Source organism: Nocardioides sp. (assembly GCF_036503465.1).
GTDB lineage: Bacteria > Actinomycetota > Actinomycetes > Propionibacteriales > Nocardioidaceae > Nocardioides.
Window position 1 is genome coordinate 31,242 of the sequence record NZ_DASXWU010000054.1, and the last position, 23,389, is coordinate 54,630.

23 protein-coding genes and 1 pseudogene are annotated in these 23,389 nt (G+C 71.0%); 17 read left to right on the top strand and 7 right to left on the bottom strand.

Annotated features, from left to right (window positions below):
• Positions 1–56 precede the first annotated feature (56 nt).
• On the bottom strand, positions 57–500 hold the full coding sequence (locus VGK78_RS09905) for a MarR family winged helix-turn-helix transcriptional regulator (RefSeq protein ID WP_331527458.1): 444 nt from the start codon (positions 498–500) through the stop codon (positions 57–59).
• Between the two features lie 83 nt (positions 501–583).
• Between VGK78_RS09905 and VGK78_RS09910 the strand changes: the two genes are divergently transcribed.
• Positions 584–1,243 carry an FMN-dependent NADH-azoreductase gene (locus VGK78_RS09910; protein ID WP_331527459.1) on the top strand — a complete coding sequence of 220 codons (660 nt, stop codon included), beginning with the start codon at positions 584–586 and terminating at the stop codon, positions 1,241–1,243.
• A 77-nt stretch (positions 1,244–1,320) separates the two neighbouring features.
• Here VGK78_RS09910 and VGK78_RS09915 read toward each other — a convergent pair whose 3' ends face one another.
• The gene (locus VGK78_RS09915) at positions 1,321–2,211 is read right to left on the bottom strand and encodes a Gfo/Idh/MocA family protein (protein ID WP_331527460.1); all 891 of its coding nucleotides are present in this window, start codon (positions 2,209–2,211) and stop codon (positions 1,321–1,323) included.
• Between the two features lie 64 nt (positions 2,212–2,275).
• Here VGK78_RS09915 and VGK78_RS09920 point away from each other — a divergent pair, with 64 nt between their 5' ends.
• Positions 2,276–2,710, top strand: a complete 435-nt coding sequence (locus VGK78_RS09920) for an MmcQ/YjbR family DNA-binding protein (protein WP_331527461.1) — start codon at positions 2,276–2,278, stop codon at positions 2,708–2,710.
• 365 nt (positions 2,711–3,075) lie between these two features.
• Here the strand turns inward: VGK78_RS09920 and msrA are convergent, their stop codons facing one another.
• Positions 3,076–3,726: a peptide-methionine (S)-S-oxide reductase MsrA gene (gene msrA / locus VGK78_RS09925; RefSeq protein WP_414690671.1), complete on the bottom strand. Its 651-nt coding sequence runs from the start codon at positions 3,724–3,726 to the stop codon at positions 3,076–3,078.
• A 110-nt stretch (positions 3,727–3,836) separates the two neighbouring features.
• On the opposite strand from msrA, the gene VGK78_RS09930 reads away from it, so the two are divergent.
• The 4 genes from VGK78_RS09930 to ilvA are packed head-to-tail and all read left to right on the top strand — an operon-like array spanning position 3,837 to position 8,975.
• On the top strand, positions 3,837–4,997 hold the full coding sequence (locus VGK78_RS09930) for a cystathionine gamma-synthase (protein ID WP_331527462.1): 1,161 nt from the start codon (positions 3,837–3,839) through the stop codon (positions 4,995–4,997).
• 35 nt (positions 4,998–5,032) lie between these two features.
• Complete coding sequence (locus VGK78_RS09935; RefSeq protein ID WP_331527463.1) at positions 5,033–6,388, top strand: glutamate mutase L; 1,356 nt, start codon at positions 5,033–5,035, stop codon at positions 6,386–6,388.
• 9 nt (positions 6,389–6,397) lie between these two features.
• Positions 6,398–7,768, top strand: a complete 1,371-nt coding sequence (locus tag VGK78_RS09940; protein WP_331527464.1) for an AI-2E family transporter — start codon at positions 6,398–6,400, stop codon at positions 7,766–7,768.
• Positions 7,761–8,975, top strand: coding sequence for a threonine ammonia-lyase (gene ilvA, locus VGK78_RS09945; protein ID WP_331527465.1), 1,215 nt, complete (start codon positions 7,761–7,763; stop codon positions 8,973–8,975). Before VGK78_RS09940 ends, ilvA begins: the two co-directional genes overlap by 8 nt.
• A 133-nt stretch (positions 8,976–9,108) precedes the next feature.
• On the opposite strand, the gene greA is transcribed toward ilvA, so the two are convergent.
• Positions 9,109–9,585: a transcription elongation factor GreA gene (gene greA / locus VGK78_RS09950; protein ID WP_331527466.1), complete on the bottom strand. Its 477-nt coding sequence runs from the start codon at positions 9,583–9,585 to the stop codon at positions 9,109–9,111.
• 243 nt (positions 9,586–9,828) lie between these two features.
• Positions 9,829–10,221: a DUF4307 domain-containing protein gene (locus VGK78_RS09955; RefSeq protein WP_331527467.1), complete on the bottom strand. Its 393-nt coding sequence runs from the start codon at positions 10,219–10,221 to the stop codon at positions 9,829–9,831.
• A 31-nt stretch (positions 10,222–10,252) separates the two neighbouring features.
• Between VGK78_RS09955 and mca the strand changes: the two genes are divergently transcribed.
• Entirely contained in the window at positions 10,253–11,152 is a 900-nt protein-coding gene (mca, locus tag VGK78_RS09960; protein ID WP_331527468.1) for a mycothiol conjugate amidase Mca, read from the top strand.
• Positions 11,153–11,180: 28 nt separating this feature from the next.
• Positions 11,181–11,468 (top strand): hypothetical protein, encoded by a 288-nt coding sequence (locus VGK78_RS09965; RefSeq protein WP_331527469.1) that lies wholly within the window; start codon positions 11,181–11,183, stop codon positions 11,466–11,468.
• Between the two features lie 13 nt (positions 11,469–11,481).
• On the opposite strand, the gene VGK78_RS09970 is transcribed toward VGK78_RS09965, so the two are convergent.
• Positions 11,482–12,087: a class I SAM-dependent methyltransferase gene (locus tag VGK78_RS09970; protein ID WP_331527470.1), complete on the bottom strand. Its 606-nt coding sequence runs from the start codon at positions 12,085–12,087 to the stop codon at positions 11,482–11,484.
• A gap of 41 nt (positions 12,088–12,128) precedes the next feature.
• Between VGK78_RS09970 and ybaK the strand changes: the two are divergent.
• From ybaK to VGK78_RS09995, 5 genes and pseudogenes are all read left to right on the top strand, one after another.
• Positions 12,129–12,622 (top strand): annotated as a pseudogene (gene ybaK / locus VGK78_RS09975) (Cys-tRNA(Pro) deacylase).
• A 607-nt stretch (positions 12,623–13,229) separates the two neighbouring features.
• Complete coding sequence (locus VGK78_RS09980; RefSeq protein WP_331527471.1) at positions 13,230–13,568, top strand: nitroreductase family deazaflavin-dependent oxidoreductase; 339 nt, start codon at positions 13,230–13,232, stop codon at positions 13,566–13,568.
• A gap of 53 nt (positions 13,569–13,621) precedes the next feature.
• Positions 13,622–15,580, top strand: a complete 1,959-nt coding sequence (locus VGK78_RS09985) for a thioredoxin domain-containing protein (protein WP_331527472.1) — start codon at positions 13,622–13,624, stop codon at positions 15,578–15,580.
• Positions 15,581–15,717: 137 nt separating this feature from the next.
• Entirely contained in the window at positions 15,718–16,854 is a 1,137-nt protein-coding gene (locus tag VGK78_RS09990; RefSeq protein ID WP_331527473.1) for a sensor histidine kinase, read from the top strand.
• 190 nt (positions 16,855–17,044) lie between these two features.
• Positions 17,045–17,398: a hypothetical protein gene (locus VGK78_RS09995; RefSeq protein ID WP_331527474.1), complete on the top strand. Its 354-nt coding sequence runs from the start codon at positions 17,045–17,047 to the stop codon at positions 17,396–17,398.
• A 122-nt stretch (positions 17,399–17,520) separates the two neighbouring features.
• On the opposite strand, the gene trhA is transcribed toward VGK78_RS09995, so the two are convergent.
• Positions 17,521–18,234, bottom strand: a complete 714-nt coding sequence (gene trhA / locus VGK78_RS10000; RefSeq protein WP_331527475.1) for a PAQR family membrane homeostasis protein TrhA — start codon at positions 18,232–18,234, stop codon at positions 17,521–17,523.
• A gap of 82 nt (positions 18,235–18,316) precedes the next feature.
• Between trhA and VGK78_RS10005 the strand changes: the two genes are divergently transcribed.
• The 4 genes from VGK78_RS10005 (at position 18,317) to VGK78_RS10020 (ending at position 23,336) form a co-directional block, all read left to right on the top strand.
• Positions 18,317–19,093 carry an isoprenyl transferase gene (locus tag VGK78_RS10005; RefSeq protein ID WP_331527619.1) on the top strand — a complete coding sequence of 259 codons (777 nt, stop codon included), beginning with the start codon at positions 18,317–18,319 and terminating at the stop codon, positions 19,091–19,093.
• Positions 19,094–19,398: 305 nt separating this feature from the next.
• Positions 19,399–20,751 (top strand): PhoH family protein, encoded by a 1,353-nt coding sequence (locus VGK78_RS10010; RefSeq protein ID WP_331527476.1) that lies wholly within the window; start codon positions 19,399–19,401, stop codon positions 20,749–20,751.
• 295 nt (positions 20,752–21,046) lie between these two features.
• Positions 21,047–21,775: a lytic transglycosylase domain-containing protein gene (locus tag VGK78_RS10015; protein WP_331527477.1), complete on the top strand. Its 729-nt coding sequence runs from the start codon at positions 21,047–21,049 to the stop codon at positions 21,773–21,775.
• Positions 21,776–22,034: 259 nt separating this feature from the next.
• The gene (locus VGK78_RS10020) at positions 22,035–23,336 is read left to right on the top strand and encodes a hypothetical protein (protein ID WP_331527478.1); all 1,302 of its coding nucleotides are present in this window, start codon (positions 22,035–22,037) and stop codon (positions 23,334–23,336) included.
• The last annotated feature ends 53 nt before the right edge of the window (positions 23,337–23,389 follow it).

Genomic DNA, 23,389 nt, shown 5'->3' on the forward strand with positions numbered 1-23,389 from the left:
GGTAGTCGTCACGTCGCAAGTCTGGTGCACAGGACGCGCATCGAGACATCCGCCTGCTACGGCTCGGGGACGCTCGCTGCCAGCACCTTGCGAAGAGCCGTCGCCAGGACCTCGCTCTCGCGCGCTGTCAGGTGGTCGGTGAACTCCCGGTGCACGGCGGCGAGGTAGGTCGGCTGCGCCTTGCGCAGGGCCGCACGCCCCGCAGGCGTCAGGCCTGCGTACGCCGATCGACCGTCGTGCGGGTTCGGCTCGCGCGTCACCAGCCCGGCGCGTGTCAGCTCGTCGACGACCCGGCTGACCCGGGTCCGGCTCACGGCGGCGACCGAGCCGAGCTGACCCATGGTGAGGCGTCGTTCGGGGGCGCTGCTGAGCTCGAGCAGCACGTCGTACCACGTCAGAGGCAGCCCATGGGTGTCCTGCAGCTCGCGGTCGAGGCGCGGCACCAGCGTCGCGTGCACCTTGAGCAGTGCACCCCAGGTCTCGGAGAGGGAAGTGCCCACGGGTGCAGCGTACTCGATCTTGTGCGTGCGCACACACTTTGATACAACTATGTGCGTACGCACGTAACCTTGGAGGAATCCTCATGCCAAATCTGCTGCACATCTCGGCATCCCCTCGTGGCCCACGCTCGGAGTCACTCGCCATCGCCGCGACGTTCCTCGACGAGCTCCGCGCGGCCCATCCAGAGGTCACCGTGGAGCACTGGGACCTCTGGGACGGCGCCCTGCCGGAGTTCGGTCCGCCCGCCGCCGGCGCCAAGATGGCGGTCTTCGCCGGCGCCGACCCCGACGGGGAGGAGGCGGCCGCGTGGCGCGCCGCGCGCCACACGTTCGAGCGCTTCGACTCCGCCGACCACTACCTGTTCACGGTGCCCATGTGGAACGCCTCGGTGCCGTACATCCTCAAGCAGCTCATCGACGTCATCAGCCAGCCGGGCATGCTCTTCAGCTTCGATCCCGAGGCCGGCTACAGCGGCCTGCTGGAGAACAAGCGCGCCGCCGTCATCTACACCGGCGCGGTCTACGGTCCCGATCGGGGCCCGGGGTTCGGCAGCGACTTCCAGCAGCCGTTCTTCGAGGACTGGTTGCGCTGGGCCGGCGTCGACGACATCCGCAGCATCTCGTTCCGCCCCGACCTGGCCACGGCCGATCCCGAGCCCGGACGCCGCGCCGCACACGCCCGCGCCACCGAGGTCGCCCGCGGGTTCCTCTCACCGGCCGCGCCTACCCTCCTTGCGGGGTGACTCAGGGCGCCGAACGGTCGCACCAGCGGGTCCGGGGCATGCAGCCGTTCTCGCGACCCGACCCGGCAGCCCACGGGTCAGGAGCTGCGTGCCGTGTCGAGCTGAGCCTGTGCCTCTGCGAGCAGTTCGACGATCCGGGCGCCGAAGGCGACATCGACCTCGTGCGAGGCGCCGCTCCGGGCAGACTCGACGAGCTCCTGGGCCGCGACGGCCAGCAGTCCTGCCTCGGACCGGTCGCTGCGGAGGGGCATGGGGGAGACGCCGGAGTCACCCCACACCGCGGCCTCGAACCCGGTCGCAGCCGGCGGGGCGAACAGCGTGAGCGAGGCGGTGCTGGACGCGCCGGACTCATGACGGATCACCAAGGTCACCAGGTCGCCGTTCCCACCCACCGCCGTGAGCGACCTGACCGCGCCGAGCGCAGCGCTCAACGTCGACAACGCGTGCGGCCCGGTGTCCCACAGCGCGCCGTTCTCCCACCGCCACGGTGACGAGCCGAAGGGGTTGTCCGCCTCCTGCAGTGAGCTGAACGACCGCAACCAGCCGCCGCGCCATCCCTCGGTCGTCCGGACCTCCCGCAACCACGCCCGAGATGCATCGGCGAAGCGGTCGGTGAAGAAGACCACCGAGGCCACACCGGCCGACGTCGCGGCGTCACGCACGGCATGCGCGTCGGCGACGGTCATCGCCACCGGTTTGTCCAGCAGCAGGTGCTTGCGCGCGTTCGCGGCCACCACCGCCAGCTCGGCCTGGATCGGCGGCGGCACAGCGAAGGCGACGGCGTCCACGTCCGAGAGGAGCGTCTTGAAGTCGTCGTACGCCGAGACGCCCAGCTCTGCGGCCAGAGTGCTCGCCTTCTCCGGGCTGCGACCCCACACACCGACCAGCTCGACGCCCTCGGCTGCCAGGAGTCCGGGGCCGTGCGCCATGCCGGCCCAGGGACCCGTCCCCACCAGCCCGAATCGCACGTCAGCACGCTATCTCGCCCATTGCCGAGCGCGTCGTAGCCGGGAGCCATGACAGGGTTGGTCCGTGTCCGCGAGGGACCGGATCGAACCCGACGGCGAGATCGTCGCCAGGCTGGCTGCGACGGCCCTGGCGCTGCCCGAGGCCTACGAGGAGGACGCGTGGACCGGGATCCGATGGCGGGTCCGCGCGAAGACCTTCGCCCACGTCATGGTCGCGCAGGCCGGCTACGAGTCATCCTTCCGCGACATCACCGGCGTCGCGGATCCGACCACGGTGCTGACCTTCCGTGCCACCGGCGAGGAGCTGCTCGCGCTGGTCCACGCCGGGATGCCGTTCTACAAGCCGCCGTGGTCGCCGACGATCGTCGGGATGGTGATCGACGACGACACCGACTGGGCGGAGGTCGCCGACCTGGTCACCGAGAGCTACCGGATCTGTGCTCCGCAGAGGCTGGTGAGGCTGCTGGACGATCGGAGCCCGCGACGGGGGCCGCGGTAGCGAGGTGATCATTGGCCTGTGGCTCCAGGAACTTCACCGGGATCCCACGCGATCGTGCATGCTCGATCTCGCGACGGGTGCTTTCCCCGACGTAGCCGCCCACGTTGACGATGAGGACCTCGTCCGACATCGCGACCTTCCGAAGGTGGACCCGGCCGAGCCGTGCGCGTTCCTCTGCGTTGAGCTCTGCGGACGGATCCAGGGCGGTCGGGGTGAGCACCACATGTCCGGCCAGCGTCAGCTCGGCGTCAAGCCGCTCGAACTCTGCACCGAACCGCATCGAGCCGCAGAGCGTGATGACGGTGCACTCGTCGCGCGCCTCACCCGGTTCCTCAACAGGCACCGGGTGAGGCTAGCAACCGAGGTCAGGCGGTCTCGGGGAACCGGATCCCGGTGTTGGCGTGGCAGCGGTACCCGAAGGGGTTCTTCGCGAGGTACTGCTGGTGGTGGTCCTCGGCGTAGTAGTAGGTGATGTCCGTGGCCGGGCGGATCTCTGTGGTGATGTCACCGACCCGCTGCCGGTGCAGCTCGTCGCCGTAGATCTTGGTCAGCTCGCGGGCGGTCTGCTCCTGCTCGGGCGTGGTCCAGTAGATCGCGGAGCGGTACTGGGTGCCGACGTCGTTGCCTTGCCGCATCCCCTGCGTCGGGTCGTGGACCTCGAAGAACTTCTTGACCAAGTCCGCGTACGAGACCTGGGCCGGGTCGTAGACCAGGCGGACGGCCTCGGTGTGGCCGGTGCGGCCGGTGCAGACCTCTTCGTACGTCGGGTTCGGCGTGATCCCGCCGGCGTACCCGACGGACGTCGACCAGACTCCCGGCAACTGCCAGTAGATCTCCTCGGCGCCCCAGAAGCAGCCGAGCCCGAAGATCGCGACCTCGTACCCGTCGGGCACCTCGTCGGTGACGACCGGGGCGTCGAGCACCCGGTGCTTGCCGGCGATCTCGAACTGACGACCACCACGTCCGGGCAGCGCCTCGTCCGCGGTCGGCATCGTGGTCTTGGTACGGGAGAAGATCGACACGTTCACTCCTTCGCGGAGCACCTGGATGGCGCTCTCACAGTGTCCAACACCGAAGCAGTCCACCGCGTTCCCGGGCGGGATGACGGAACCCTTACGCTCGCCACGTGAGCCAGGAACACCGCCAGAAGAGTGGGTTCGAGACCCGCGCCATCCACGCCGGCTACGAGCCGGACCCGACCACCGGTGCGGTGATCCCACCGATCTACGCGACCTCGACGTACAAGCAGGACGGCGTCGGGGGGCTGCGCGGCGGCTACGAGTACAGCCGCAGCGCCAACCCGACCCGCACCGCGCTCGAGGGCGCGCTCGCGGCGCTCGAAGAGGGCGAGCGGGGCTTCGCGTTCGCCAGCGGTCTGGCCGCCGAGGACACGATCCTGCGCGCGCTGACCAAGCCGGGCGACCACTGCGTGATCCCGGACGATGCGTACGGCGGGACGTTCCGGCTGTTCGACAAGGTCGAGAAGCTCTGGGGGCTCGAGCACACGCCTGCGGCCGTCTCGGACCTCGACGCGGTGCGAGCCGCCGTCCGGCCCGGGACGACCCGGATCGTCTGGGTCGAGACCCCCACCAACCCGCTGCTCACCATCGGCGACATCGAGGCTCTGGCCTCGGTCGCCCACGACGCCGGGGCGCTGCTGGTCGTCGACAACACCTTCGCCTCGCCGTACCTCCAGCAGCCGCTCGTCCTCGGCGCCGACATCGTCGTGCACTCGACGACCAAGTACGTCGGCGGGCACAGCGACGTGGTCGGGGGCGCAGTCGTCGTCCGAGACCTGGACCTGGCCGAGGCGATCACGTTCCACCAGAACTCGATGGGCGCCGTGCCCGGGCCGTTCGACTGCTTCCTCACCCATCGCGGCATCAAGACCCTCGGTGTCCGGATGGACCGGCACTGCGACAACGCCGAGCAGGTCGTCGAGTTCCTGAGCAGCCACCCGAAGGTCTCGCAGGTGATCTACCCGGGGCTGCCCGAGCACCCCGGGCACGCGGTCGCCGCGCGGCAGATGAAGAGGTTCGGCGGCATGGTCAGCTTCCGGCACGCCGACGGCGAGCAGGCCGCGGTCGACGCGTGCGCGCGGGCGGAGGTGTTCACGCTGGGCGAGTCGCTGGGTGGCGTCGAGAGCCTGATCGAGCACCCCGCCCGGATGACCCACATGAGCGTGGCGGGCACGGACCTCGAGGTCCCGGCCGACCTGATCCGGCTCAGCGTCGGCATCGAGACCGCCGACGACCTGCTCGTGGACCTCGACCGTGCCCTGTCCTGATCGGCGTGCCGCAGTCGTGTGCCTGAGAACGCGCCATGGCGCGGCCTGAGGCACACGACCCGTCGGGGCCGGTCGTGATCTGCGTCGACTTCGGGTCGACGTTCACCAAGGCCTCGCTGGTCGACCTCGCGGAGGGCCGCATCGTCGCGGCGGCGGAGCACCGCACCACCATCGAGACCGACGTCCTGGACGGGTACGACGTGTGCCTGGCCGCGCTGGTCGAGCAGGACGCCCGCGCGGCCGACGCGCGGACCCGGGCCTGCTCCAGTGCCGGAGGTGGCCTGCGGATCGCCGTCGTCGGCAACGAGGAGCTGGTCACCGGGGAGGCGGGCCGCCGGGTCGCGCTGTCGAGCGGTGGGAAGGTGGTCGCCGTCTTCGCCGCCAGCCGCGGCGACGACCTCGCCGACCTCCCGGCGAGCGAGCCGGACGTCGTCCTGCTCACGGGCGGGACCGACGGCGGCAACAGGGACCGGATCCTCGCCTGCGCCCGTGCGTTGGCCAAGACCTGGCCCGGCCCGGTCGTCGTCGCCGGCAACGTCGACGCCCAGGCCGACGTCGCCGAGGTCCTGGCCCATCACCCGCTCGTCGTCGCGCCCAACATCGTGCCGCGGATCGGCGTCCTCGCCCCCGAGGGTGCGCGCGCGGCGATCCGCGAGCTGTTCCTCTCGCATGTCATCGGCGGCAAGCACCTGAGCAGCCGCGCCGACTTCCCGGCCATGGTGCAGGGAGCGACGCCCGACGTCGTCCTCACCGGCGTCGAGCTCCTGGCCGGGGTCGTCGGCGACACCGTGGTCGTGGACGTCGGGGGCGCCACCACCGACGTGCACAGCGTCGTCGAGCTGGATCCCGAGGACGCCGGCCTCAGCCGAGAGGTCGTCGCGACGACGCGGGTCACCCGCACCGTCGAGGGCGACCTCGGGATGCGCTGGTCGGCGGTGACCACCGCCGAGGCCGCGGGCCGCGACGACCTGGTCGAGGCCGCAGTGCGCCGTCGCGCGGACGTCGGCTTCGTGCCCCCGGACGACGCCGAGTGCGACCTCGACGAGGAGATCGCCCGCGAGGCCGTCGGCCTGGCGCTGCGCCGTCACGCCGGCCGGAGCAAGGTCGTGGTGAGTCCCGAGGGCCGGGTCGTCGAGCGGAGCGGCAAGGACCTCCGCGACGTCGACCTGCTGGTCGGGTCCGGCGGAGTCCTGCGGCATGGCCGTCCGGGAGTCGCGGAGCGGGTCTTCACCGGGAGCGTCGGGGAGGTCGAGGGCGGCTGGCAGCTGCCCCGCCGCGCCGAGGTCACCGTCGACGCCGAGTACGTCCTGGCCGCCGCCGGTCTGCTGGCCGCGGATCACCCCGACGCCGCGCGCCGGCTGGTCGGACGCCTCGCGGCTCACACAGCCTAGGGTTCCCTCGTGAGCAACCACGCCGACGACGCTCCGCAGGCTGCCGCGGAGGGGTCGGGCGAGCGGCTGACCGAGCGTCTGGCGCACCAGTGGGCTCATCTACGTGCCGAGCAGCGGCGTACCGAGGGGGCGACCATCGGGGCCGGCTCGTCGAACTTCTCCCGGGCCCAGGTGCCGTGGGCGCTCGACCTGGCCGCCGCGTGGGCGTGGCGGCTGATCGTGATCGGGATCGCGACGTATGCGCTCTTCCGCGGCATCGTCTTCTTCGCCGAGCTCACGATCCCGGTGATCGTGGCGATCCTGATCACCGCCCTCGGGTCGCCGCTGGTCGGCGCGATGGAACGGGTCGGCATCCGCCGCAAGGCCGGCGCCGGGATCGTCGTGCTCGGCGGTCTTCTCCTCGTGGCGGCGATGCTGGCCCTGGCCGGGCAGCAGGTCGCCAGCGGCGCCAACGACCTCGCCGCACAGGTGTCGTCGGGACTCGGTGACGTCAAGGACTGGCTGAAGACGGGGCCGCTCCACCTCTCCGACAACCAGATCAGCGACTACATCCAGAAGGCACAGAACAACCTCGCCGACCAGGCCAAGAGCGGCAAGGTGCTCAGCCAGGCCACCCACGTCGGGAGCGCGCTCGGGCACGTGCTGGCCGGGCTCTTCCTGGTGCTGTTCTCGTCGTACTTCTTCCTCGCCGACGGTGAGCGCATCTGGGCCTGGGTCGTCCGGATCGCGCCGCGCGCCGCGCGTACCCGCGTCGACAGCTCGGGCCGGGTCGCCTGGATCTCCCTCACCCAGTTCGTGCGGGCGACCGTGATCGTCGCGATCACCGACGCCGCCGGGGTGATGATCGCAGCCTCGATCCTGCGGGTGCAGTTCGTGTTCGCGATCGGGGTGCTGGTGTTCCTCGGCGCGTTCGTGCCGATCGTCGGGGCGTTCGTCGCCGGCACGGTGGCGGTCCTGGTGGCCTTCGTCGACCACGGCATCGTGATCGCGCTGATCATGCTGGCGTGCGTCGTCGCCGTGCAGCAGATCGAGAGCCACGTGCTGCAGCCGTTCCTGATGGGCCGGTTCGTGGCGATCCATCCGCTCGGCATCATCGTGGCGATCGCCGCGGGCATCCTGGTGGCGGGCATCGCCGGCGCCCTGGTCGCTGTGCCGTTCGCCGCCGCGGCCAACGCCGTCGTCCAGCACCTCGCCAGCGAGACCGCGGTCGGCGAGGACCCGGAGGGCGACGTCGACCAGGACGAGGGACACGTGGGTGATCTCGAGGACGTCGAGGTGGCGGACGAGTTCGACCGACCGGAGGGCGAGCTCGACCACGACGGCGGGGCCGACGGCTCCGAGCGGGCCGACGACGCCGGCAGCGAGGAGGAGAATGACTGACGTGGTGCAGGTGTCGCTGGATGACATCGAGCGGGCGGCCGAGACGATCACCCCGTTGACGCTGCGGACCCCGATGGAGGAGTCCCGGTGGCTCTCGGCGCTCACCGGCAGCCCGGTGATGCTCAAGTGCGAGAACCTCCAGCGCACCGGGTCGTTCAAGGTGCGCGGCGCCTACACGCGGATGTCCCGCCTTTCCGACGAGGAGCGGGCCCGCGGCGTCGTCGCGGCCTCGGCCGGCAACCACGCCCAGGGTGTCGCACTCGCCGCCCAGTCACTGGGGATCAAGGCCACCGTCTTCATGCCGGAGGGAGCGCCGATCCCCAAGGAGAAGGCCACCCGGGGGTACGGCGCGGACGTGGTCTTCCACGGCCGGTACCTGGAGGACTCGCTGGCCGAGGCCCGGGCGTTCGAGGAACGCACCGGGGCGATCCTGATCCACCCCTTCGACAACGCCGACATCGTGGCCGGTCAGGGCACCGTCGGCCTGGAGATCCTCGAGCAGGCGCCCGACGTCGAGACGATCGTCGTCCCCTGCGGTGGGGGCGGGCTGCTCAGCGGGATCGCGATCGCGGTCAAGGCCAAGCGCCCCGACGTCTCGGTGATCGGCGTACAGGCCGAGGGCGCCGCGGCCTACCCCGACTCCCTGAAGGCGGGACACCCCGTCAAGCTCGCCTCGATGTCGACGATGGCCGACGGGATCGCGGTCGGGCTGCCGGGCGAGGTCACCTTCACCGCCGTCCGCGACCTGGTCGACGAGATCGTCACCGTGTCGGAAGCCTCGCTCTCCACCGCCGTCCTGGCCACCCTGGAGCGGGCGAAGATGGTCGTCGAGCCCGCCGGCGCGGCTGCGGTCGCGGCCGTCCTGGACGACCCCGGACGCTTCGGTACGCCGACCGTCGGGGTCCTCTCGGGCGGCAACATCGACCCGCTGCTGCTCGGCAAGGTGATCCAGCACGGCATGGCCGCGGCCGGGCGCTACCTCAACCTCCGCGTGCGCATCCCGGACCGGCCGGGCGGGCTGGCCAAGCTCCTCGGTGAGCTCGGTGAGGCCGGGGCCAACGTGATCGAGGTCGCCCACGCCCGCATCGACGCCGACCTGTCACTGGACGAGGTCGAGGTGCAGCTGCAGCTGGAGACCCGCGGCGAGGCACATGCCGAGCTGGTCCTGACCCGGCTGCGCGAGCGGGGTTACCGGGTCTTCGAGTGATCGGCCGCCGGTAGACGCCCGGTCGGATTAACCGCTCGAGCAGGAAATCGTCTGCTTCGAGTGGTTCGCAACCCACCCGAAGCCGACACGGTCCCGCTCAAGCGGGTCATCCGACGCGTGGAGGCAGCGAAGATCAGCCGGCGAACGGCACCGCGCTGACGATCTCGATCTTCGCGGTACGGCCGTTGGGCTGCTCGAAGTCGACCGTCTCGCCGGCCTTGTGGCCGAGGAGGGCGGCGCCGAGCGGCGACTCGGGCGAGTACACCTCGATGTCGGCACGGTCCTCGGCGATCTCCCGGGCACCGAGCAGGAACGACTCCTCGTCCTCCTCGCCGTCGTACCGGTAGGTCACGACCTTCCCGGCCGAGACCGTCTGGTCGTCCTCGGAGGCCTTGGTGGTGGCCCCGCTGAGCATGTCCTCGAGCTGCCGGATGCGGGCCTCGTTGGTGCCCTGCTCGTCCTTGGCCGCGTGGTACCCGCCGTTCTCCTTCAGGTCACCCTCGTCGCGGGCGGAGCTGATCCGTTCGACGATCTCGGCGCGCAGAGGACCGCGCCGCTCCTCGAGCTCGGCGTTGAGCCGGTCGAAGGTCTGCTGGGTCAGCCAGATCATGCGGAACTCCTCGAGAGACGCGTGGGTATGCGTCTATGTCGTGTCGGTGTGGGTGCGCCACCGATGGGGACTGCTGGGTCGTGCTGGTTGCGTCGTCGTGGCGCGGCCAGAAAGGGCGAGTCTACCAACACAACCGCGCCAAACCCACAAATGCACAGGTCGGGCGGGGCCGCCGTGACCCACCCTATCCTGCGGGACCACGCCTCGGTCCGTGACCGTGCCGGGCCACCCGCGGGACGCGTCTCAGCGGGGCCGGTTCTGCCCGTCCGCGGTGCATCCGGACAGGTCGACCGAGGTGGCGATCCGCTCGGTGCGGATCGTCACCCGGTTGGTGCCGGGCGTCGGGCGGAACTGCAGCTCCCCGACGGTCGAGTGGTCGTCGGCGAGCGCCTGCACCGTGCAGCTCGCGCCGGTCGTGCCCGAGGCGATGTGGACGTCGATCCGGGCGGTCACGGCATGCGCGTCCGTCACCTGGAAGCCGACCAGGTCGGAGTGCACCTTCGGCGTCGACTCGACGTACGCCGCCCAGAGCAGCCACCCGAGCGCGACCAGCGCCACCACCGCCACCGCCGCGATCGTGGCCCGTCGGCGCCACGCCGGAGCCGCGGCGTACCGCTCGGTCAGGGTCTGGTCCACGGTGTCGATGGTCCCATCTACTCTGAAGCCCATGTCCCACGACCCCGCCGGAGGCGCGCGCCCGGGCGCGGGCTTCCGGCTGATGCACGTCCACGCCCACCCCGACGACGAGTCGAGCAAAGGGGCCGCGTCGACGGCCAAGTACGTCGCCGAGGGGGTCGACGTGCACGTCGTCACCTGCACGGGAGGCGAGCGGGGCTCGATCCTCAACCCGAGGATGGACCGGCCCGACATCCTGGCGAACATCACCGAGGTCCGCCGCCAGGAGATGGAGCGTGCGCGCGACATCCTCGGCGTCCGCCAGGACTGGCTCGGGTTCGTCGACTCCGGCTGGCCCGAGGGTGACCCGCCGCCGCCGCTCCCGGAGGGCTGCTTCGCGCTGGTGCCGCTGGAGGAGGCCACCGAGCGGCTGGTCCGGCTGATGCGCGACTTCCGGCCGCACGTCGTCACGACGTACGACGAGAAGGGCGGCTACCCCCACCCCGACCACGTCCGGTGCCACGAGGTGAGCGTCGCGGCGTTCGAGGCCGCAGGTGACCCCAACCGGTTCCCCGAGGCCGGTCCGCCGTGGCAGCCGCTCAAGCTCTACTACCACCACGGCTGGAGCTACGCGAAGCTCAAGGCGATACACGACCTGATGGTCGAGCACGACCTGGAGTCGCCGTACGTCGAGCGGCTCGAGAAGTGGGACCGCGACGAGTCCTGGGAGAAGCGGCTCACCACCCGGGTGCCCTGCGCTGAGTACTTCGGGGTGCGCGACCAGGCGCTGCTCGCACATGCCACCCAGATCGACCCGGACGGCCCGTGGTTCCACGTGCCGCGCGACCTGCAGGCGCAGGCGTGGCCGACCGAGGACTTCGAGCTGGTGACCAGCCACGTCGACACGTCGGTGCCGGAGGACGATCTGTTCGCCGGGATCCGCGGTCGCTGACACGATCCGCACCTGAGACACTGGAGACATGACCGACGTCGTCGTCCTCGTCGCGACCTCCGACCCGAGGCCCGACGACAACAACGTCGTGGCCGGCTGGGTCGGCTTCGCGGTGCTGATCCTGCTGATCGTCGCCGTGGTCTTCATCCTCCGCAGCTTCACCAAGCAGCTGAAGAAGGTCGACGCCGCGCGGGACGCCGGGGTCTACGGCGACGAGGACGGATCGGAGGAGTCAGGCGGCGGGTCCCCCGGGGCCGGGGACGCCGACGGGTCCGGAGACGCCTCCGACGCCCCGCCGACCCGCCAGCAGCACTGACCGCGGCGGTGCGCTAGCGGCGTACCACCCGGACCAGGCAGTCCCACGCGGTCGCTGCCGGCTCCTCGCCGTGCCCGTCCGCGACGACCCGGGCGACGCGCCCCGCCTGCTGCACCTCGAAGGTCTCTCCTCCGAGATCGGTGAGGACCTCCTCGGCAGTCATCAGCACGGCCGGATCCTGGGGGCCGCCGGTGCCCTCGGTGAGGTTGGTGGAGTCGTGCGCGACGAGCAGGAAGGTGCCGCCCTTGCGGAGGGCGGAGTACCCGTTGCGGACCGCGGCCCGCCGCTCGGAGGGCGGGAGCTGGAGGTAGGCGATCAGGCATGCGTCGTACTCCTGGCCGTCCGCGGACCAGGTCCTCGCGTCCGCACAGACCCAGTCGATGTCGAGACCGTCGCCGAGGATGCGTCCCTTGTCGAGCCCGGCCTGGGAGAAGTCGACGGCGGTCACCCGCCAGCCCTGGCGGGCCAGCCAGATGGCGTTGCGTCCCTCCCCGGAGGCCAGGTCGAGGGCGCGGCCCGGGGGGAGCGCCGACAGCTCGGTCTCGACGAACTGGTTCGGCCCCGCCGACCACACCAGCTCGCTCGCGCGGTAGCGCTCGTCCCATCCCTCGGCGTCCATGCCGCCATTCTCGCCGTACGCCGCGCCGGTAGCGTCGCGGCATGCCGCGCAGCTCCGGGGCGACACCGGCCATCCAGGCGCTCGAGCGCGCCGGTGTGGCCCACACGCTGCGTCCTTACGAGCACGATCCGCGCGCGGAGTCCTACGGCCTCGAGGCGGCTCAGGCGCTCGGCGTCGACCCCGCTCGGGTCTTCAAGACCTTGCTGGCCGAGGCCGACGGGGCTTGGTCGTCGGAATCGTCCCGGTGTCCGCCCGGCTCGATCTCAAGGCGCTGGCCCGCGCGGTGGGTGCCCGGAAGGCGGCGATGGCCGATCCCGCCGCCGCACAGCGCGCGACCGGGTACCTCGTCGGTGGCATCTCGCCGCTCGGGCAGAGGCGCTCCCATCCGACGGTCCTCGACTCCTCCGCGCTCGAGCACGGGACGGTGCTGGTCTCCGCGGGCCGCCGTGGGCTCGACGTGGAGCTGTCGGCGACCGACCTGGTCGCTCTCACCACGGCGACGACGGCGCCCGTCGCGATGCCGGCTGGTCGCTGATCCCTCGCCGCCGGTGGACAGGACAGGTCGACACCGCCTCGCCGATGTTCCTGGCCCCGGACCGGGCCCCGCGCGATCTGCCGCTCCGGCCCCCTTGAACGGCGCCGGGAAGGGCGCAGCCCTCACCGAAGTGAGGGCTGCGCCGATGGGGTGTCAGTCGTTACGGATGGCGGTACGACGTCGGCGGCTGCGAGCGGCACGGCGTCCTAGGCGTCGCTGCTCGGCCTCGGCGACTCGGCTGGCGATCAGTTCAGGGGCAACACGGTGGGGCATCTGCGTCAAAGGCGCTCCTCAGGTGAGTTCTCGGGGTGGTGCGAGTGGTGGTGGCGGCGACGCCGGAGCGCGCCGGTGGACGCGGTCGGGGACAGCTCGGAAGGCTCTCCCGGTAGCCGCGGAAATGTGGGTGAATTGCGTTCGGAATGGTGTCGTGCTACGTTATCTATTGGACCTACCTTTTCGGTATCTCGGACATTCGCGGACAAACGCAAGAACATACCGAACATTCGCAGTCGCCGTCCACCGTATTCACGTGGGCATCCCGAAGTGGCCTTTCTCGGCCCCGGTCTGGCTTGACCTCGACCCGATCTGAAGTAGTGAACTCGTGGTCGTGGGAACTGACAGTGTCTGCTACCTGACCACGACCGGGCGACGCTCAGGTCGTCCGCACCGGATCGAGATCTGGTTCCTGGAGCGAGGCGACGCGGTGTACCTCTTCTCGGGCGGCGGAGAGCGGAGCGACTGGGTGCGCAATCTGCAGCGCGAGCCCCACGTTGACCTGGAACTACCTGGCCGCCCGTCACAGCGCTACAGCGCATCCGTGGTGAAAGACGCCGACGACGGTCTTCGGCGCGAGATGGACGTCAAGTACTACGCGACGGATCCCGGTGAGCACATCACGGAATGGGCTCGAGACTCCACCGTGGTGCGCCTGACCCCTCTCGCGTGAAAACGTCTGTCCGCCGCGATGGTGGCTGCGCGAGCGGGGCTAGCGTGGGGAGGGTGCCGAATCGCTTGGCGTCCGCGACGTCGCCGTACCTCCTCCAGCACGCCGGCAACCCGGTCGACTGGTGGGAATGGGGGGACGACGCGTTCGCCGAGGCGCGGCGGCGCGGGGTGCCGATCTTCCTGAGCGTCGGGTACGCCGCCTGCCACTGGTGCCACGTGATGGCCCACGAGTCCTTCGAGGACGACGCCACGGCGGCACAGCTCAACGCGGACTTCGTCTGCGTCAAGGTCGACCGCGAGGAGCGGCCCGACGTGGACGCCGTCTACATGGAGGCGACCGTCGCGATGACCGGGCACGGGGGCTGGCCGATGACCGTGGTGCTCGACCACGAGGGCAGCCCGTTCTTCGCGGGCACCTACTTCCCGGACCGACCGCGTGGTGGCCAGCCGGCGCTGCGCCAGGTGCTGTCAGCGCTGTCGGAGGCCTGGCGCGACCGGCCCGACGACGTACGACGTGCGGCCGGGAGCGTCCGCGAGCACCTCGCCCGCGCGGTGGCACTCACCGGCTCGGCGCTCACCGCCGGTGACCTCGACGGCGCCGTCGCGTCGCTCGCTGCTGACTTCGATGAAACGCGCGGCGGCTTCGGCGGTGCGCCGAAGTTCCCGCCCAGCATGGTGCTCGAGTTCCTGCGGCGGCGGCAGGACCACGGGTCGCGGCGGATGCTCGACCGTACCCTCGAGGCGATGGCTCGTGGTGGCATCCATGACCAGCTGGCCGGCGGCTTCGCGCGTTACAGCGTGGACGCCGGGTGGGTGGTGCCGCACTTCGAGAAGATGCTCTACGACAACGCCCAGCTCGTCGGTCTCTACGGCCGGTGGGGCACCGAGCTCGGCGACCGGGTGGCGGCCGGCATCGCCGACTGGATGCTGCGCGAGCTGCGGACCCCGGAGGGCGGTTTCGCCTCGGCGCTGGACGCGGACAGCGAGGGCGAGGAGGGGCGCTTCTACGTCTGGACGCCCGAGCAGCTGACCGACGTCCTGGGGGCCGACGACGGCCGGTGGGCGACCGAGCTGTTCGAGGTGACGGGCACGTTCGAGCACGGGGCCTCGACACTCCAGCTGCTGCAGGATCCGGACGACTGGGACCGCTTCGACGACGTACGCCGGCGGCTGCTGGCCGCTCGGGAGCTGCGGGTGCGCCCCGCGCGCGACGACAAGATCGTGGCCGCGTGGAACGGACTGGCCATCTCAGGACTGGTCGACGCCGGGCGCCTCCTCGGACGCGAGGAGTACGTCGACGCGGCGCTCGCCGCGGGCCGGCTGCTCGTCGACGTCCACCTCGTCGACGGCCGTCTGCGCCGCGTGTCCCGTGACGGCAAGGCAGGGACGCCGGCCGCTGTGCTGGAGGACGACGGCGCGGTGGCCGCCGGCTTCCTCACGCTGTGCGGCGCGACCGGCGACGACCGATGGCTCGCCCACGCGGTCGCGCTGCTCGACGACGGCCTCGCCCGGTTCCGCGCCGACGACGGCGGCTTCTTCGACACCCCCGCTGGCGGCGAGCGACTGGTGGCCCGACCGCGCGACCCGGGCGACAACGCGAGCCCGTCGGGGACCTCCGCGATGATCCATGCGCTGCTCTCCGCCCACGCCCTGACCGGCGACGGGCGGTGGCGCGACGCGGCCGACGAGGCTCTGGCGGGCGTCGCCGAGCTGGCGCGCCGGGCGCCGCGGTTCGCCGGCTGGTCGCTGGCGGCGGCGCAGGCGCTGACCGACTCCGCGCCGGAGATCGCGGTCATCGGGCCGGCCGGTGCCGAGCGCGACGACCTCGAGCGCCAGGCGCGGCTCTGGCCGGGCGCCGCGGTCGCCGTCTCCGACGGCCCGCGCGACGGCGTACCGCTGCTCACGGGTCGCGATGCGGTCGACGGAAGACCCGCGGCGTACGTCTGCCGTGGCAACGTTTGTGACCGTCCGGTGCCCTCCCCAGGCAAAATCTTTCAACCGACCGGGCGCTGACCTAGTCTTCTGCCGACCGCGACCGGGGGGTAGCGGCGTACCGAAGGTGAACGGCTTTGGGGGGACCAGCCGCGGGTGACGCACGCCCATCGGGGGGTGGTGCGGCCCAATCCGCAGACGAGCAGCTCGTCGGCGACATGGTGCGGATCGCCGAGTCCGTGCGTGCCGCCACCGGGGCGCTCGCGACGATGATCAGTCGCGCCTCCGAGGACGGCTGGCTCGAGGTGATGACCGTCGTGGGCGAGCCGTCGGCCGGCATCGTCGAGGGGCTCCGCTGGCGACGCTCCGACCTGGACGCGCTGCTCGGGAGCGCCGAGCAGCTCGGACGGCTCCACGCAACCAAGCACCGCATGGTCTCCTACGTCGAGGTGCCGACCAGCGTGCCCGAGACCGAGCGCTACATCGCCCACCACCTCGGTCTCCTGCTCACACCGCTGCACACGCCGGACGGCGCCCTCCTCGGCGTACTCACCACCGAGGGACCGGTCGACCTGGCGCACCCGGCGGCCGGCACCTGCGAGCTCGTCGAGCTGTACGCCGACCAGGCGCGGCTCGCGCTGACCGCGCTGCGCCAGCAGGACGTGCTGAACGAGCTGCGGCGTCTCGACGAGTACCGGCGCGACCTCGTCGCGTCGATCACCCATGACCTGAAGACCCCGCTGACCGCGATCGCTCTCAACACCGAGCTGCTCGAGTCCGACGGACGCCTCGCGGAGGCGGGCTCACATCCGGTGGCGGCGATCCGCCGGAGCGCCGACCGCTTGGCGGACCTCGTCGACGACCTCCTCGCCATGGCGCGGATCGACGAGGGAGCCGATGACGTGGCGGAGGTCGACCTCGTCGATCTCATGCGCGAGGCGTGCGAACACGCCGAGGTCGAGGCCCGGCTCCGGGATGTCACCTTCGACATCGACGCCCCGGAGGAGCTGAGGGTCTCGGTCGACCGGAGCTCCCTGACCCGGGTCTTCGCCAATCTGGTCGGGAACGCCGTGAAGTTCAGCCTCCCCGGCGGACACGTGGTCCTGCAGCTGGCGAGGCCCGACGACGGCATCGAGTTCAGGTGCACCGACGAGGGCATCGGCATCCCCCCGGACCGGCTGGAGACCCTCTTCGACATCCCGCGGCGGACGCCGGACTCCCGGACCCAGGACCACCCCGGCTCCGGGATCGGCCTGGCCATCTGCCAGCGCATCGTCACCCGCATCGGCGGCCGGATCACCGCGGAGTCCACCCTGGGCAAGGGCACCACCTTCACCGTCCGCCTCCCAGGCTGACGTGGCTCCCGCCGAGGCCGTACGACGCTGACCCGGCCCTTGGCGACGCCGTGCGACGCTGATCCGGCCCTTGGCGACGCCCCAGAACCCTGACCCGGCAGAAGTGCGACGCCCTACGACGCCGAACCGGCAGAAGTGTGCTCCCTCACGTCGGGGAACATTCGACGTCCGCGGGTCGTCACACCCTGCGATGTCCGACGACAGCTCCCGCTCCCTGAACTACCCGACCGTCATCGCCGGTGCGGTCGCCGCTGCGACCGCTACCGCCCTCTCGAGCCGGCTCGGGCTCGTGGGGACGATCCTCGGCGCCGCCGTCGCCAGCATCATCAGCGCGGTGGTGACCAACGCCCTCGGCGGATGGATCGGCCACCTCCACGGCGCCACGCGAGACCGCAATCCGGTGCCGTTCCAACGTCTGGTCGTCGGGGTCGCCGCGATCGCGCTGGTGGTGGTCGCCTTCCACACCGGAGTGGGCCTGGTCACCCAGGGCATCCCGGCCGACAGTTTCGCGGGACGACTCGTCGCCCAGGTCGGCCTTCGCTGAGCGCTTCTGCCGGGTGAGCGGTCGGACGGCGTCGCACTTCTGCCGGGTCAGGGTTCTGGGGCGTCGCCAAGGGCCGGGTCAGCGTCGTACAGGCGCGCGTTGCGCCGCGAGTGTCAGGCCACCTAGCGCAGGGAGTAGGTCGCCAGGGAGAGGCCCACGTAGTGGGTGACGAAGGCGAGGATCGTGCAGGTGTGGAAGACCTCGTGGAAGCCGAACCAGCGGGGCCAGGGGTCGGGCCGCTTGAAGCCGTAGACGACCCCACCCAGCGTGTACAGCGCGCCGCCCAGGGCGATCAGCGCCAGCACGGCCACGCCGAGGCCGACACCGAGCCGCTCGGAGCCGGCGGCGAACTGCGGCAGGAAGAAGACCGCCGCCCAGCCCAGACCGATGTAGATCGGGGTGTAGAGCCAGCGCGGGGCGCCGATCCAGACGACCCGGAACGCCACTCCGAGCAGCGCGCCGGCCCAGATCACCGACAGCATCACGAGTCGGTCGGCGCCGCGCAGCAACAGCATGCAGAACGGCGTGTAGGTGCCGGCGATCAGCAGAAAGATGTTGGCGTGGTCGAAGCGCTTCAGCGCGTCGCCGACCCGGGGTGACCACCGGCCCCGGTGGTAGACGGCGGAGACGCTGAACAACAGCACCGAGCACACGGCGTACACCGCGGAGCCGAGGCGTGTGGCGGCCGTGGGTGAGAGCACCACCAGCACGATCCCGGCGGCGAGGGTCGCCGGCGCGGTGCCCAGATGCAGCCATCCGCGCAGCCTCGGCTTGACGACACCCTCGGCGACCTGGTTGGCGAGGGAGTCGAGACCGGCTCGGATCGAGTCGTTCATGCAGCGACGATACCGACGTGGCGGTCACGGCGATGGTGCTTCGCCCGAGTAGGTCCGCGGTTACCATCGAGGGGTGGCGGCGATCCCGGAGCTGAAGGAGCGCGTACGCCGTCTCTTCTACCCGGCCTACGAGGCGCGCATGGTCAAGGCGCTCCCCAAGGACCGGATCCCCCAGCACATCGGCGTGATGCTCGACGGCAACCGCCGCTGGGCCAAGGGCGTCGGCGGCGACAGCACCCAGGGCTACCGGGCGGGTGCGGCCAACATCGAGCCGCTGCTGGAGTGGAGCGAGGAGGTCGGGGTCCGAGTCGTCACTCTGTGGCTGCTCTCGACCGACAACCTGCACCGGCCGCCCGAGCAGCTCGAGGGTCTGCTGACCGTGATCGGGGACGCCGTGGAGCAGCTGGCCGAGCAACAGCGCTGGCGGATCCATCCCGTGGGCGCGCTCGACCTGCTTCCCGCCGTGCTCTCGAACCGGCTGAAGGAGGCGGAGGAGTCCACCCGCGACCTCGGCGGGATCCTGGTCAACGTCGCGGTGCCGTACGGCGGGCGGCGTGAGATCGCGGACGCCGTGCGTTCGCTGCTCCAGGAGCATGCCGAGCGCGGGACCAGCCTCGAGGAGCTGGCCGAGGTGATCGACGTCGACCACATCGCCGAGCACCTCTACACCAAGGGCCAGCCCGATCCCGACCTGGTGATCCGGACCTCCGGCGAGCAGCGGCTCGGCGGCTTCCTCCTCTGGCAGAGCGCCCAGAGCGAGTTCTACTTCTGCGAGGCCTACTGGCCCGACTTCCGCAAGGTCGACTTCCTGCGTGCCATCCGCGCCTACGCCCAGCGCGAGCGCCGGTACGGCGTCTGACCCACCTCGGCCGCGGAGAAGTCACACGTCGGCCTCAGCCCCCCGGATTCGGGCGTGTCCGAGAAAACCGGGGACGAGCGGCGTACGTTCGCGACATCGGGGGGTTGTGGGAGACCCGCCGAATCGGGAGGCCCGTTCGTGAGACATCACGACCAGAGAGCGCGGTGGTCGCAACCGCGTGGCTCGGCCGCCAGGCCGTGCCCAGGGGGCCGGCACTCCGGCCTTCGGGGTCCCTCCCGGTCCGCCACGTAGAGGAGAACAGGACCGGGCGAGGAGTGCCCGCACGGTCTGGTGAGGGGTGTCTGGTGCCGCAGACAAAGCAGGGGACCCGACGGAGCACCCGCGGACCGGGCCAGAAGCCCTCCGCGCGCACGTTCGTCCTCGACACCAGCGTGCTGCTGGCCGACCCCGGCGCGATGCGCCGGTTCGACGAGCACGAGGTGGTCCTTCCCGTCGTCGTGATCACCGAGCTCGAGGGGAAACGCCACCATCCCGAGCTCGGCTTCTTCGCGCGTACGGCGTTGCGCGCGCTCGACGAGCTGCGGGTGACCCACGGCAGGCTCGACGAGGCGGTCCCGGTCGGCGACCAGGGCGGCACGATCCGGGTCGAGCTCAACCACACCGACGCCGACTCCCTGCCCTCCGGCTTCCGGCTGGGCGACAACGACACGCGCATCCTGGCCGTGGCCCGCAACCTCGCCAACGAGCACCACGACGTCACCCTGGTCTCCAAGGACCTGCCGATGCGGATCAAGGCTTCGGCGGTGGGCCTGCGAGCCGAGGAGTACCACGGCGAGAGCATCATCGAGTCCGATCCCGGCTACAGCGGGATGGCCGAGCTCGAGGTGCCGGCGTCGGTGCTCGACGAGCTGTACGACGGCGGCTGGACCGACGTGGAGGCCGCCCGGGAGCTCCCGTGCCACACCGGCCTGGTCCTGCTCTCCGAGCGCGGGACCGCTCTCGGCCGGGTCGGTCCCGACAAGCACGTCCACCTCGTGCGTGGCGACCGTGAGGCGTTCGGCATCCACGGCCGCTCGGCCGAGCAGCGGATCGCCCTGGAGATGCTGCTGGACCCGGAGGTCGGGATCGTCTCGCTCGGCGGCCGGGCCGGCACCGGCAAGTCCGCGATGGCCCTGTGCGCCGGGCTCGAGGCGGTCCTCGAACGTCGTCAGCACCAGAAGGTGGTCGTCTTCCGGCCCCTCTTCGCCGTCGGCGGCCAGGAGCTCGGCTACCTGCCGGGATCCGAGTCGGAGAAGATGTCGCCCTGGGCCCAGGCCGTGTTCGACACGTTGGGGGCGATCACCTCGCGCGACGTGATCGAGGAGGTGCTCGACCGGGGCATGCTCGAGGTGCTGCCGCTGACCCACATCCGCGGCCGGTCGCTCCACGACGCCTTTGTGATCGTCGACGAGGCCCAGTCGCTGGAGCGCAACGTGCTGTTGACCGTGCTCTCGCGGATCGGCGCCAACTCGAAGGTGGTGCTGACCCACGACGTCGCCCAGCGCGACAACCTCCGCGTCGGTCGGCACGACGGCGTGGTCGCCGTGGTCGAGAAGCTGAAGGGCCACCCGCTCTTCGCCCATGTCACGTTGACCCGCTCCGAGCGCTCGCCGATCGCCGCGCTGGTCACCGAGATGCTGGAGGACGTCACCCTCTGACCGGCGGACTCGACCACCCCCGTCCGGGCAGCCCGGGTGGGCCACGTGGACGACGTACATCGTGACCGTTCCGTGATCAAGGGAGCCTCAAGAATGTGGCCTGCGGGGTCGCTGTGCCCTCTGTGACAGAAGAGGTCCCACCAGATCCAGATTTCCACTACTTTCTCGCCCGTTCGGTTTGCACCGCTTGCCGAAGTCATGCAAGGTGGCAGGCAGTCCTCCACCGCGCCGGGTGAAGCCTCGGGGTCCCGTCTGGTGGTGGGCGCACCCGAGTCGTCTACCCCCGAGTGCTTCTGTGCCACCTCATCAGCAGTCCCATCAGCAGTACGCGCCCAAGCACCGGGCCGCGCCTGTCGCGACGCAGCCCGCTGCTCTGTCCGTACCCCGTCACCTCGGCCAGAAACGCCGACCCGCCCGCAAGGCGCTGCGCAGCACGGTCACCCTGACCGGCCTCGCGGCAGCCGCGACCGGCGTCGCCGTCGCCACCGGGGTGGTCCAGTCCCCGAGTGCGGGTGTGAACCTGGCCGATTCCCTGTCGCCGGTTTCCTCCGCCGACAAGGCGCCCACGACCGACGTCCAGCACCGCACCGCTGTCGTCTCACGGTCCGCCGACCGTACGGCGCTCTCCCGCGCCGACCGTCGTACCGACCGCGACCCGACCAAGGCGGCCGCGCTCGGCCTCTCCTCGGGCCCGGCCGTGGGCGGCGAGGAGAGCCTCTCCTCGGCGGACCCGCAGGCGATCGCCGAGGCGCTGCTGCCGAAGTACGGCTTCGACAGCTCGCAGATGTCGTGCCTGGTGCCCCTCTGGATGGGGGAGAGCGGCTGGCGCTGGAACGCCGAGAACGCCTCGTCCGGCGCCTACGGCATCCCGCAGTCCCTCCCCGGGTCCAAGATGGCCAGCGCCGGCTCCGACTGGCGCACCAACCCGGCCACCCAGATCGAGTGGGGTCTCGGCTACATCCGCGACAGCTACGGGTCCCCGTGCAGCGCCTGGGGCTTCAAGCAGAGCCACGGTTGGTACTGACCCCGCTGGGCCACTGAGGGCACGAGCCTGACTAGTCCGGCGTCCGTCCGGGACTAGACCGGCTCGACCGATCGGACGCTTTCTCCAGCCCGCGGGGTGCTCGGACGGTAAATCCCCGGCGTTTCCGCGTCATGACCGGCCCGGTTGCGTGTTCAATTCCCGAAGCCCCGGCCACACGGCCGGGACCTGGTCTCGGCTCGGGGGAGCCGGACATCGCCAATACTCCGCTCGGGGGAGCCGGAGTGATCCAGGGGGGATCATGTTCACGCGCACATTCCGCGTGTCCGCAGGCAGCCTTGCCGCGGCACTGCTCATCACCGGCGTCGGCGCCACCGCCGCCAACGCCAAGCCAGTCAAGCCCGGACGGGTGCCGGGCCTCGCAGCGTCCGCCACGGAGCCCGCGATCGGCACCTTCGACGTCTCCGCGCACTGGGACGCCGCCACCCACGCCACCAGCTACCAGGTCTCGGTCATCCGGGCCGGCACCACGCTTGCGTCGGCAAAGGTCACGAACCTGCAGTGGAGCACCGACGTGTCGGGCACGCCGGGTCAGCAGCTGACGGTCTCCGTCAAGGCCCTGGACGGTCACTTCAAGGGTCTGGCGGCCAAGACGTCGGTCACCTTGCACGACCTGATCGCCCCGAGGGCGTCGTACACGTCGAAGTGGGACAACAACGACGGCATCGCCACCCTGACCGAGGTCGGCCTCGTGGACGACTCGCCGCTGTCAGGCGTCACCCGCACGGTCGACTGGGGCGACGGCACTCCCGTCACGTATGCCGCCGGCGACCCGATCACGCACCAGTACCCGCTGACCGAGAAGCGCTACGTCCCGCAGGTCACCCTCGAGGACGCCGCCCAGAACACCCGCGTGGTCGCCGCGGCAGCGGTCGTCATCAACGACGACGAGGCGCCGATCGGCACCTTCGCCAACCAGACCGCGACGGCCTGGGCGAAGCTCACCCGCGTCACCGTGACCGAGTCCGACATCAACGACAACTGGACGCCGGACGCGCTCATCACCCGCCGCGTCGTCTGGGGCGACGGCACGACGACCGCCTGGACCGGCACCGGCAACGCCACGCACGTCTACACGACAGCCGGCACCTACACCCCGGCCGTGACGATCACCGACGAGGCGCACAACGCGGCCACCGTGCCCACCTCGGCCGTCGTCGTGACCGCTGACACCGTGGGTCCGCTGGTGAAGCTGATCCTGCCGAGGAACAAGCACTCCGTGAAGGCGTGGAAGACCCTGCGCGGCAAGGCGACCGACGCGGGCACCGGTGTCAAGACGGTCTCGCTGAAGGCCGTCGAGAAGCGGAACGGCCACTGGTACGGCTACAACGCTCACACCCACAAGTGGCTCAAGACCACGACGAAGGCCAAGGCGTTCGGACGCGCCAGGGCGTTCACCCTCAAGACCGACGCGCACCACCACTGGTCCGCCAAGCTGGTCGGTCTCGGCAAGGGAACGCTCGCCTACAAGGTCTGGGCCTTCGACCGGGTCAACAACCGGTCACGCACCGTCTCTCACCAGACGACGCTGACCCACCGCTGACCCACCACCGATCCCGTCCCCCAGGGCAGCCCCCCGGCCGCCCCCCGGACAAG